This window comes from Pontixanthobacter rizhaonensis, from assembly GCF_012972675.1.
GTDB lineage: Bacteria > Pseudomonadota > Alphaproteobacteria > Sphingomonadales > Sphingomonadaceae > Pontixanthobacter > Pontixanthobacter rizhaonensis.
Genome location: NZ_JABCRE010000002.1, coordinates 1,630,567 through 1,641,718, shown reverse-complemented (window position 1 = coordinate 1,641,718; position 11,152 = coordinate 1,630,567). Strand labels below are relative to the sequence as shown.

The following is an 11,152-nucleotide window of genomic DNA, read 5'->3' as shown; positions in this document are numbered from 1 at the left end:
GACCCCGTCTGTCCGATCGAGCGATGGCAAGAATTACGAGGCGCGCTTTGAGGATATGCTCAGGCGCACGCGCGAGATCGAGCTGCCGCGCTATTTCCGCAATCGCGGTCATATTAGAAACCGTTCCGCCTATCCGATGCTGGTGACCTTTGGCGATCTGTCCGATCCCACCAGCGTGGCGCAAGTGGACCCGGATGATCTGGCGGCCAGCTTTGGGACAGGCACCACCCTTAAACGCATCACCGTGCAGATGACCGATGATCCGGTCACTACTGGCATTGAACAGAGATTGGGGTGGTTGCCGGATACCTACAGCACCATGCTTGATGGTAATGCCAACCAAACCATTCGAGCAAAAAATAGATTCGCCAACAGTCTAAATCAGGGTGATTTTTCTCAAGGGGTAATTCCATGAACCGTGAAGTCTTTCTCTCGCTCCTTGCTCTTGATTCATACAATCGAGGTTATGGTCAAAATGTTCTTCTAAACAACGGCGACAGCACTACCAATCAAAACGAAATTGGTAGATTTTTAGGTTCAGCCCAAGTGGTCGAGCAGAGAATTACTAGTGAAGCCCAAGCAGCCGGTTTTTACGCCATCGCCTATGAGTGGCAGGGCGAGACGATCATTTCCTATCGCGGGACGAAGGGTACCACCGTCCATTAACAGCGCTTAGCCCCTACTTCACCACACTTTTCTTAAACAACACACGGTCCTCTGGGCCGAAGCCTTTGTGCCAGATTACCCAGCCATAGGTCGCAAGGATGGCGGGGATGCCGATGATCAGCTCCGCCCATTCGGGTAGCCATGTCGCGGCGTAGCCGACCACTACGGCGGGGCCAGCGGCCCAGACCAGCGGCCAGCGCAGCGGGTTGATCGTGTGGCCGAGCAGACGCGCAAGGAACAGCGCCTTCACCAGTGACATGATGCCCAGTGCCAGCATCAGCGCGCCCGCTGCAGCTGCGGCTTTGAATGGCTCGCCATATTCCAAATGTTCCACCAGCATAATCAGCGCCACGGTCAGCACGGCTTGGAGCGCGATGGTGCTGATCGAAATCCACAGGTTCCGCAGGCGGGCGATATAGACCAGCACAGCCTCGCACACGACGGCGGTGCCCGCGACCACTTCCGCCGCCAGCAGAAACGCCAGCGCGCCGGTGCCGCTGACAAAGTCTGGTCCGGTCAGGCCCATTACCGCTTCGCCCGGCACGCCCAGCGCCAGCGCAATGGCGAATTGCGCCGCGATAATCCAGAAGCCCACTTGGCACACTTGCGATGCGATAGCGCCGTAGTTTTTGGTCTTCAGGTTCTTGGTAATCACCGGGCCAAGAATGGGTTCAAAGCTGGTTTTGAGTTTCTGCGGCAAGCTGGCGATCTGCTGGGCCATCCAGTAAATGCCGACTGCTGCCGGGCCAGCGAACAGCCCCAAAATAAAGATATCGAGCCGCCGCGTGCCCCACTCAATCGCGTCTGCGGTAACGAGCGGTATCGCGCGCCATACCATCTTGCCCAGCCGGACCGGGCCCGGCCGCCACCCTTTGGGCAATCCGTATGTCCGCAGGAAAGACCACAGGCCAACCAGCAATCCGGCATAGATCGACACCAGATAGGCCATGGTCAGACCATTGTCGGGGATGATGTAGAAGAACACGCCCGCCATGATGGAAATCGTCCACGGTTCCACCACGGCGCGGGCGCGGACGGTGGTGGCGATGTCATATTTGTATGCCTGCGCGGCGAGGACAATCTCGGTCAGGGCAAAGGCGGGAATGGCCCAGACCAGCAGCCGGTCCAGATCGTTAAAGGCGCCGCTGGGGAACATCGCAATCGGTACGAACCACAGAATGATGGCGGGGATAGCGGATAGGATGACCGCCACCAGCATCGCGTCAAACACCAGATTGGATGGGTGTTCTTCGCTTTCGGCAAGGCGCAGCGCCAGACCGCGCTTTTCCCCCAGCGAACAGACCAGTGCGATCAGTTCTATAACCACCAAAGCATAGGCAAACACGCCCAGCGCTTCTGTGCCATACAGGCGTCCAGCGATAAACAGAAACGGGATACGGGCGAGCAGCCGCAGCAGGAAGCCCATCATATTGGTCCGCCCGCCTTTGGCCAGCGCGGCAATATCCTCTTGCCCGTCTTGACCGTTTTGAGGCCCGCCTTGAGAAGGGGTATCGGTCAAGAACCAGTCCCATGTTCTGCACGCAGCGGACGGGACAGCAGCGCGGCGACGACCTGCTGTGCATCATCGCCCGATAGCAGGCGGTTAACGGCCCCGACAATCGGCATGGCGATGCCGCGTTTTTCGGCCAGTTCGTGCAGCACCGGTGCGGTATGTGCACCCTCTGCCACAGTACGGCGGTCGGCCATTAAATCAGCGGCGGATTGCCCTTCGCCCAATGCTTTGCCGAGCGAGAAGTTGCGGCTGGAAGTGGATGAGCAGGTCAGCACCAAATCGCCCAAACCGCATAGGCCCGCCAGCGTTTCACCTTGCGCGCCCAGCGCTTCGCCAAAGCGGAGCATTTCGGCATATCCGCGGGCGATCAGGGCGGCGCGGGCGTTCTGGCCCAGCTGCAAGCCGTCCACCACGCCGCAGGCGATGGCGAGCACGTTTTTCACCGCTCCGCCAATTTCCGCACCCACGACATCGTCCGAATAATAGGGGCGGAATTGCGGGCGGGCGATGACCGGCTTGAGCCGTGCCCATTGCTCTTCGCCGCCAGCACAGGCGAGCGTGACTGCGGTGGGTAGGCCGCCGGCAACTTCATGCGCGAATGTAGGGCCGGATAATATCGCGATGTCAGAGGCCGAACAGGCATCTTTGGCGACATCGTTCATCAAGCGGCCTGATCCCGCTTCTATTCCTTTGCTGCATAATACCAGATCGGCGGGGTGCTGGGTTAATGTGCCCAGCACGGCGCCAAGATGCTGCGCCGGGGTGACGGCCAGAATGGTCGCGCACGCTGCCATGTCGGCAATATCGGATGTTGCCCGGATTGTCGGGGCAAGTGTTGCGGAAGGCAGGAACAGGCTGTTCGTATGCCGCGCATTGATTTCTTCCACCAGCTCGGTCTCGCGCGCCCATAGCAGCACGTCGCGCCCATCACTGGCGAGCATTTGTGCCAGCGCCGTGCCCCATGCACCGCCGCCCAACACACCGACAGAATTGGCGTTACTGCTCATGCCTTCGCTCCTGCGCCGCGCACCGGCTCTGCATCAGGATCAAGCGGCCAGCGAGGCCGTGCTGATACGTCGAGCGGGTCCGATTGGCCAGAGCCGAAACGTTCCGCACCCGCCCATGCAATCATCGCGGCATTGTCCGTACACAGCGCCATCGGCGGCGCGGTAAAGCGCATATCGCGCGCGCTGGCAAAGCCTTCCAATGCGGTGCGGATGGCGGTGTTGGCAGCGACGCCTCCGGCCACCACTAAGGCCGGCAACGGGGCCGTATTGCCGAGTGACACGGTCAACCGGTCCAGCAGGCAATCAATGGCCGCTTGCTGGAAGCTTGCTGCAATATCAGCATCAGCATAATTGCCGCTATCTTTCGCGCGCACCACGGCGCTTTTAAGCCCGGCAAAGCTGAAATGCGGTTCTTTGCTGCCGAGCAGCGGGCGGGGCAGGGGTACCGCTTTGGCATCACCAGACAAGGCCAGCTTTTCCAGTGCCGGACCGCCGGGATATCCAAGGCCGAGTATTTTGGCGCTCTTGTCAAAGGCTTCGCCCAGCGCATCGTCTATGGTTGTGGCGAGCCGCCGATATTGGCCGACGCCATCCACCTGCAATATCTGACAGTGCCCACCTGATACCAGCAGCAGTGCGTAAGGAAATTGCAGCGTTTCATCCGCCAGCCGGGGGCTAAGCGCGTGCCCTTCCAAGTGATTGATCGCGATCAGCGGCTTATCGGCAGCCATCGCCAGTGCCTTGCCGCTAACCAATCCGACCATGACGCCGCCGATCAGGCCAGGCCCGGCAGTCGCGGCGATGGCATCGATGTCAGCCAGTCCCAAATCGGCCTCGGCCATCACATCGGCAATCATCGGTGCCAGCTTTTCAGCATGGGCTCGCGCCGCAATTTCGGGAACCACACCGCCATAGGGTGCGTGTTCTTCAATTTGGGAGGCTATCCGCTGCGCAATGATTGCCCGCTCGGTCGTGACCAATGCCACTGCGGTCTCGTCACAACTGGATTCAATTCCGAGGATTGTCGCCATAGCGCTTTCCCTTAGCGACATGGATCGGTAGAGCAAGCACCGCTATGGCTCAGCATACTCAAAACTCGTCAAAATCAGTCCCCAAACTCAGGCTTGGCACACGGCAATCTCCGCTCGCAGTGGCGCAGGCGGAAGAAACACGCCGCCGTTTGTGCGCTGCGCACGGGTGGGATGAAGACGCGGTTGAGTTGGTGAAAGTGCGCGCTTCAGGCGATAAAATTCAGGATCGCCCGTTGGCGGATATAGGCGGCAAGGCGCTGTGGACCCGCGAATTGGATATCTGGCTTGCTGAAGGCAAGATCGACGCTGCGGTGCATTCGATGAAGGACGTGGAGACAATTCGGCCAGACAGCCTGACAATCGCCGCCATTCTTCCCAGGGCAGATGTACGTGATGTGCTGATTGGCGCTGCATCTGTGAATGCTATACCAAGAGGGGCTAGAATAGGGACCAGCGCACCGCGCCGGGCAGCGCAAATGCTGTATCACCGGCCCGATTGCACGATTGTATTTTTCCGCGGAAACGTTGCGACCCGCTTGGCCAAGCTTGCGGTTGGCGAAGCTGATGTGACATTGTTGGCTGCGGCGGGTCTGGAACGCTTGGGCCAAACCGGAACAGGTACCCCTTTGCCCGCTGATGAGTGGTTACCCGCACCGGCCCAAGGGGCTATCGGGATTGAGTGCAATACGGCTGACGCAGAAACATGCCGTTCGATTGGCGCGATTAATGATCCGGCCAGCCAGCATACGGTTATGGCAGAGCGCGCTTTACTGGCGGCGCTGGGCGGCACGTGTCACAGTCCGATCGCGGTGCTTGCGACAATTGACGGTGACCAAATCACTATGCGGGCAAGTCTGTTCAGCAGCGATGGCTTGGAGCGTGTTGATGGCACTGCGCGATTTGCTGCCGAGGACTTGGATGCTGCCGCCGATCTTGGCCGTGATTTGCTTGACCGGGCGAGCCCAGCCATACGCACGCTGTTTACCGGCCTGTCATGAGACGGCCCATCGTCGCCATTCGCGGTGAGCCGGGCCTATCGCAGACTTTGGCACTTGCCCGGACAAGCGGATTGAACGTCACAGGAATACCTCTGTTTCTGGTTCATCCACTGGATTGGGCATTGCCGGCCGATATGGATTTTGACGGATTGCTGATCGGAAGCGCCAATGCGATCCGGCATGGCGGGGCACCGCTTGAACGATGTAAGCATTTGCCAGTGTACGCAGTCGGCAGGCAGACCGCCGAAGCAGCCGAGGGCGCCGGTTTCACGGTATCGCACGTTGGCACAGGCGGTCTGCAATCGGTGCTTGATCACAGCCGCGCCCGGTCAAAACGGTTTCTGCGCTTGGCCGGTAGCGAACGGGTTCCTTTAAAAACGCACGCAGGCCAGGAAATCGTGGAAATCTGTGTGTATGATAATGCACCTGTTCCGGCCCCAGACAGCCTGGCTGATAGTTTGGCTTTGGGCGGAGTTGTCTTGCTCCATTCTGCGGCAGCGACTTTACATTTTACCAATGAATGCAATCGGATGGGTATCGACCGGTCCCGCATAATTTTGGCCGCTCTGGGGCCGCGGATTGTTCAAGATGCAGGGACAGGGTGGGCCGCAATCCACATTGCCGACAAGCCACGCGACGCCGCGCTACTGGCATTGGCCGAAAACATCTGTCAATGAATCGGAAATGTAAGGCTATCTACCTTTCGAGCTGGTCGCTAAACGGATGACAATGGATAAGCAGTTTTCAAAATCCCGCACGAGCGGTTCTTGGCAAGCCATTATTGGTGCCACAGCCTGCGCATTTTTGCTCGGGGCGTTGATCGTCGGTTATTTCACATGGGATGATGCACCCGCATTTTTGGGCGGAGATCAAACTGAAGAAGTCGCTGCGACAGAGGCGAAAGCAGCGCTGGCGGATGCGGCTGAGACATTGTCTGGCGCAGCCGAAGGCGATGCGGAGGCAGAAGAAGGCGTCGAAGATGCAGCAGTTGTCGTAACGGAGGCAGTCGAGCGAGTAGAAGACCAGCAGGGCGGTCTTGATCAACGCTTGGCAGCTGCCGAACAACGCCTGGCCCGGCTGGATTTGCAGGCTCAAGCTGCGTCTGGGAATGCGGGCCGCGCCGAAGGATTGCTGATTGCATTCGCTGCGCGCCGTACTTTGGAACGGGGCGAGCAACTCGGATATTTGGCAGACCAGCTTAAACTTCGGTTTGGGATGGCGCAGGCCGAAGCGGTGCGAACTATTATTGAGGCGTCGAGTAACCCCATCCGACTGGATCAATTGATTGCACAGTTTGAAGGGTTGCAGAACGATTTGACCGCCAGCGAGGAAGGGCCATCGCTTGATCGTTTTCGGCGGGAGATTAGCAACCTGTTTGTAATCCGCCGTGAAAGTACACCTTCTACCCGCCCGGACAGAGCGCTCAACCGTGCCCGCCTATCATTGCAGAACGGGCGCATTCAAAGCGCGATTGACGAGGTAAATACGCTTCCGGGAGCGGCCAAGGCTGAAGACTGGATTGCCGATGCGCGGCGTTACATCCGTATCCAGTCCGCGCTCGATATTCTGGAAACTTCTGCCGTGCTGGAAACCAGCGGGCTTCGGGATCGGACGGGTGCGCCCATCGAACAGGGAAGCCCTGCTGACGCTAGCGGAGAAGAATAAACACCTTTCCGGATGCGGCGCTTAGGCCTGCAGCAATTCCGGGATGTCGCCGTTGACGCCGCGTGCTTCATCCATGAACCAGTTCTTGAGCAATGGCGTGCGCTGAACGCCGCTCATGCCCAACCGTCTGGCGGCAGAAGCCGCCTTGCCCGGAATGCCAAATAGCCGGGTCAGCCCGTCTGTGGCGAGCGCGACCATAAAACTGTCCAATCCGCGCCAATTTTCATACTTTGCCAGCAATTGTGCATCACCTGGTTCAAGACCAAGCCGCATACCGCCGCTGATAACATCAACCAAAGCGCCGACATCGCGCAATCCCAGATTGAGTCCTTGCCCGGCAATCGGGTGGATGCCGTGAGCCGCATCGCCAATCAGTACCAATCTATCATCTGTGATCTTAGCGGTATGATGGAAACCGAGCGGATAGGAGGATCGTTCGCCAACTGAAGTAACCGCGCCCAGCACATCGCCCATACGTTTCTGTACCTCGGCCAGAAAGGCGCGATCGGATAGTTTGAGTGTTCCTGCCGCGTCTTTTTCATCTACGGTCCAGACCAGCGAACTGCGGTGGGAGCCATCGGGCAGATCCAGCATCGGGAGCAGAGCGAATGGCCCGGCGGGATAGAAAATCTCCCACGCGACTTGATTGTGCGGTTTTTCGTGCGTCAGCCCGGCAATGATCGCGCGGTGGCTGTAATCCCACTTGGCCATCACCAGACCGGCCTCTTCGCGGGTTGGCGATCCGCGACCCTCGGCAGCGACCATCAGGCTGCCGGTTAAGACCTGCCCGTCATGCAGCGTCGCGGATACTCCATGCGGACCGCGTTCGCGGCGGGTCACTTCGGCCTTGTCATGCCATGCAATCAGCGGCTCTTCGCTCGCCGCACTGAAAAGCGCGCGCCGAAGTTCTTGATTGGCGAACATCCGGCCTAGCGATCCTTCACCGGGTTGGGGGGTGAAATCGATCGCGCCGGGCTTCATCTGGTCATTCACTGCGATAGAGGCGATGGGGCTGGCGTGTTGTTCCAGCTGATCGGCCAGACCAATATTGGTGAACAAGTTCCAGCTGGCCGTGGAAATTGCCGATGCGCGGCCATCAAATCCTTCGGCCAGCAAATCCGCTGGATCAGCCCGGTCGACAACATGGCTGGAGATGCCTTGCCTGGCTGCCGTCAGCGCCAATGTCATACCAACCAGCCCGCCGCCAAGAATTACAAGATCGCGTGTGTCGTCCGTCATGTGCTCAAGGCTCTCTTCATTTCTGTGCAGCGCATACTATTCCGTCGCTGCCGCCACCGGAAGTTCCTGCAAAGTGACCACGCTGTCTGCATGGCGCAGTGTTTCGGCGCGGTGTGTTACCAGCAATACAGAATATTGATCATTGCTTTGCATCAGATTGCTCAATATCTGTTCTTCCAAACGCCCGTCCAGCGCATTGGTTGCCTCATCCAGAATAAGAAAGCGCGGTTTGCGCAACAAAGCGCTCGCAATGCATATTCTTTGCCGTTCCCCGCCGGATAAGCGCGTGCCCCGCTCGCCCACCATTGTGTCCAATCCATCCGGCAGACTGCGGACCAATTCGGCCGATTGGGTAGCGGCCAATGCAGCCCAGATGTCATCATCGGTGGCTGCTTGTGCGCGCCAGACCAGATTATCCCGAATGCTGGAATCAAACAGAAAGGGGTCTTGGGGCAAATAGGATATCTGGCTTCGCCATTTGGCAAAGTCTGCCTCGCTGGTGAGCTTAACCCCATCGACAATGACCGAGCCTGATGTCGGTTTGAGCAGGCCTGTTACCACATCAAGAGCGGTTGTTTTGCCTGATCCAGACGGGCCGTTCAACGCAACAATCGTTCCGGCTTCAACTGTGATTGTCACATCGTGGAGTATAGGGTGTTGTTGCCCGTCGTGCTGATAGGTGATGTTCGCCAACTGCACGGATGCAGGCAGCGGATTATGATGTTGACTATCTATCTGATCGGTTGCTTCGCGGGCGTGCTCGTGAAGGTTATCCAGCGTGGCTTTGATACCCAGATAGGCTGGCAATGTGTTCGAGATTGATTGAGCTGTTTGTACGACTGTCTGTACCGGCCCGACCAGCCTGGCGAGAACTGCCAAAGTCACGACTAACACCGCAAGAGGTGTTTCCAACAGAAAGTAGCCAACCAGAAGAGCGGCGATAACAACTATCCCCGCAGCGCATTGAATCCATATACGCGCCGCACTTTGGGATCGGAAGAAGACCATCTGATGTTGGCGTACATCAGTGACTACATTGTCAAAGCGGGTACGAAATTCTGCTTCTGAATTGTGCAGCCGGGCCAGTTTCTGACTGGCCAGAAAATCGCCCAATACTCCGTATATTCGGCGACCTGATTTGGTCAGCCTGTCACCCATCACACTAGCTTTGCGGATAAGCGACAGAGTGAACATGAGCGCTATGGCCACAAGCACGAAAACCAGCAACACCAATAGCGGGGCAAGCATAGCGATGATCGCCAACTGCACGATAGCCAGAATGGCGGCGATACTGCCTCGAATCAATTGGTTGGTACCAGTGGCAAGACGCGCAACATCAGTGGTGATCGCGTGCTCGATATCACGCCGGCGTAGGCGCTGCACCGTGAGCCAATCTGCCTGTCCGATAGCGCGGAACAAACGCGACCGTAGCCGGTCTACATATCCCAGCCCCAGCTCATGCAGTGCGACGTCCCGCTTCCACATTACAATGCCGCGAACAGCCAGAAGGATAGCAAAAAAAATAGACAGCAAGAATGCCCGTTCAAGCTGCGTTGATACGCCCGCCGCTTCCATCGCCATAAGGGCGGTTCCGCCCCATTCGCTATCGGTTTCGCCGGTAATAAGAACGACGAACGGCAAAATAGCCAGAATGCCGACGCCTTCCAAGATTGCGCCCAGCGCCACCAGCGTGACTACCCAAGGGCCCTTTTTGCCGACATCGCGTCTCAGGTCGGCTAAATATAATCTCAGGGCTTCCATTGTGTGTGGACCCTTGCCAGAAGCGGTAAACGGCAACAAGCCATGCCGAGCGTGTTGGGATATTTCTTGAAAATCGAACTGGCATTTGAGCAAAAATTGCTTCTGGCGCTCTCCGCTAGCACGGTAGATGCATCACCCTATGCGGAAGAAGTACGCCGTGCCCAGCCGCAGATTGATTGGGCTGCTTTTCGCCGTTTGGCAGCGCGTCACCGGGTCGGCGCTTTAATCCATTCTAATTTGGACCAATTGCCAGCTTTGGAAATACCGGATGACTTACGGATCTGGCTCAAAAATTGCTTAAAAAAGAACGCTTTCGATTACATGCGTGCGGTTCACATAGCGAACGATATTACCGGCGCTCTCAAGGCTGCTGGAATCTCCTGTAGCCTGATGAAAGGTTGCAGCATAGCGGCGCAATTCTACGCACAACCCAGCCACCGGGCCATGATAGATATTGATCTGTTGGTGGAGCGAGAGCGCTATTATGAAGCGGAGAGATTGCTGATCGAGCGCGGATTTAAACGTCTATATCCGCTTTTTGATCTGGATGATCGTAAACGGGAAACATTTTATCGGCTGCACAATGCGTTCACGTTCGTCCGGCCAACGGACGGACTGCAAATTGATTTGCATTGGCGCACGGTTAGCAACCCTGTTTTGCTGCCCTTTATCGATCTTGAATGGCGTGAACTGGTCGAGTGGCGAGATGATACGGGCCGTTCTTTGCCAACGCTGACGGGCCGCGCGCATTTCATCTATGTAATGGTGCACGGGGCAAAGCACGGTTGGGTTCGCCTGAAATGGCTGGTTGACCTCGACAAGATGGTCCGCGGTTTGAGTGGCGAAGCCTGTAATGACGTAGCGCGGCAAATTTCGGCTAATGGTTTGGGTGTGCTTGCCCAAGCGAGCCTGGATCTTGCGCATCGCTGCCTGGGCACGCCAATACCATCCGCCTTTAAAGAGCTGGGCGAGATCAAGCCGGCGCGCCGCATTACGCAGTTGCAAGCAAGGATGTTGCTGGGGGAAGAACCCGCAAGCCCGCATCAGCTTAGGGATTGGCGGTATTACCTGAATCGTATTCGCCACTCATTTTTGCTCCATCGCGGCAAAACCTATCGGCGGCACGCCATGGCCATTGAATTGGCCCGTCCGGCGGATCTTGAGCTGATTTCCGTGGCACCGCAGCGTTGGTGGTTGCTGGCTTTTCTATCGCCTCTCCTCGGCGTTTGGAGAGGTTTCCGAAACTTCGCCCTAAAGTCCGATTAGGCAGGT

The 11,152-nt window shown here is 57.6% G+C and carries 10 protein-coding genes and 1 pseudogene; 6 read left to right on the top strand and 5 right to left on the bottom strand.

Annotated features, from left to right (window positions below; genetic code table 11):
• Together HKD42_RS07810 and HKD42_RS07805 are read left to right on the top strand one after the other, a co-directional pair.
• A pseudogene (locus HKD42_RS07810) lies at window positions 1-415 on the top strand (hypothetical protein); the annotation flags it as partial.
• Window positions 412-666, top strand: coding sequence for a hypothetical protein (locus HKD42_RS07805; RefSeq protein ID WP_170011939.1), 255 nt, complete (start codon window positions 412-414; stop codon window positions 664-666). The pseudogene HKD42_RS07810 and the gene HKD42_RS07805, both read left to right, overlap by 4 nt.
• Window positions 667-679: 13 nt before the next feature.
• Here the strand turns inward: HKD42_RS07805 and HKD42_RS07800 are convergent, their stop codons facing one another.
• From HKD42_RS07800 to tsaD, 3 genes are all read right to left on the bottom strand, one after another.
• Entirely contained in the window at window positions 680-2,095 is a 1,416-nt protein-coding gene (locus tag HKD42_RS07800; protein ID WP_170012207.1) for a lipopolysaccharide biosynthesis protein, read from the bottom strand.
• Between the two features lie 86 nt (window positions 2,096-2,181).
• A complete protein-coding gene (locus HKD42_RS07795) occupies window positions 2,182-3,186 on the bottom strand; it encodes an NAD(P)H-dependent glycerol-3-phosphate dehydrogenase (RefSeq protein ID WP_170011937.1) in 1,005 nt (334 codons plus the stop codon).
• Window positions 3,183-4,217 carry a tRNA (adenosine(37)-N6)-threonylcarbamoyltransferase complex transferase subunit TsaD gene (gene tsaD / locus HKD42_RS07790; protein ID WP_170011935.1) on the bottom strand — a complete coding sequence of 345 codons (1,035 nt, stop codon included), beginning with the start codon at window positions 4,215-4,217 and terminating at the stop codon, window positions 3,183-3,185. The genes HKD42_RS07795 and tsaD overlap by 4 nt, the downstream gene beginning before the upstream one ends.
• 44 nt (window positions 4,218-4,261) lie before the next feature.
• Between tsaD and hemC the strand changes: the two genes are divergently transcribed.
• From hemC to HKD42_RS07775, 3 genes are read left to right on the top strand one after another with little or no spacing between them, the layout of a single operon-like run.
• On the top strand, window positions 4,262-5,215 hold the full coding sequence (hemC, locus tag HKD42_RS07785; RefSeq protein WP_170011933.1) for a hydroxymethylbilane synthase: 954 nt from the start codon (window positions 4,262-4,264) through the stop codon (window positions 5,213-5,215).
• A complete protein-coding gene (locus HKD42_RS07780; protein ID WP_170011931.1) occupies window positions 5,212-5,892 on the top strand; it encodes a uroporphyrinogen-III synthase in 681 nt (226 codons plus the stop codon). The genes hemC and HKD42_RS07780 overlap by 4 nt, the downstream gene beginning before the upstream one ends.
• 52 nt (window positions 5,893-5,944) lie before the next feature.
• Window positions 5,945-6,880: a mitofilin family membrane protein gene (locus HKD42_RS07775; protein ID WP_170011929.1), complete on the top strand. Its 936-nt coding sequence runs from the start codon at window positions 5,945-5,947 to the stop codon at window positions 6,878-6,880.
• A gap of 21 nt (window positions 6,881-6,901) precedes the next feature.
• Here HKD42_RS07775 and HKD42_RS07770 read toward each other — a convergent pair whose 3' ends face one another.
• Complete coding sequence (locus HKD42_RS07770) at window positions 6,902-8,119, bottom strand: UbiH/UbiF/VisC/COQ6 family ubiquinone biosynthesis hydroxylase (protein ID WP_170011927.1); 1,218 nt, start codon at window positions 8,117-8,119, stop codon at window positions 6,902-6,904.
• Window positions 8,120-8,155: 36 nt separating this feature from the next.
• Window positions 8,156-9,880 (bottom strand): ABC transporter ATP-binding protein, encoded by a 1,725-nt coding sequence (locus tag HKD42_RS07765; RefSeq protein ID WP_170011925.1) that lies wholly within the window; start codon window positions 9,878-9,880, stop codon window positions 8,156-8,158.
• A gap of 42 nt (window positions 9,881-9,922) precedes the next feature.
• On the opposite strand from HKD42_RS07765, the gene HKD42_RS07760 reads away from it, so the two are divergent.
• Window positions 9,923-11,146, top strand: a complete 1,224-nt coding sequence (locus tag HKD42_RS07760) for a nucleotidyltransferase domain-containing protein (RefSeq protein WP_170011923.1) — start codon at window positions 9,923-9,925, stop codon at window positions 11,144-11,146.
• Window positions 11,147-11,152 lie beyond the last annotated feature (6 nt).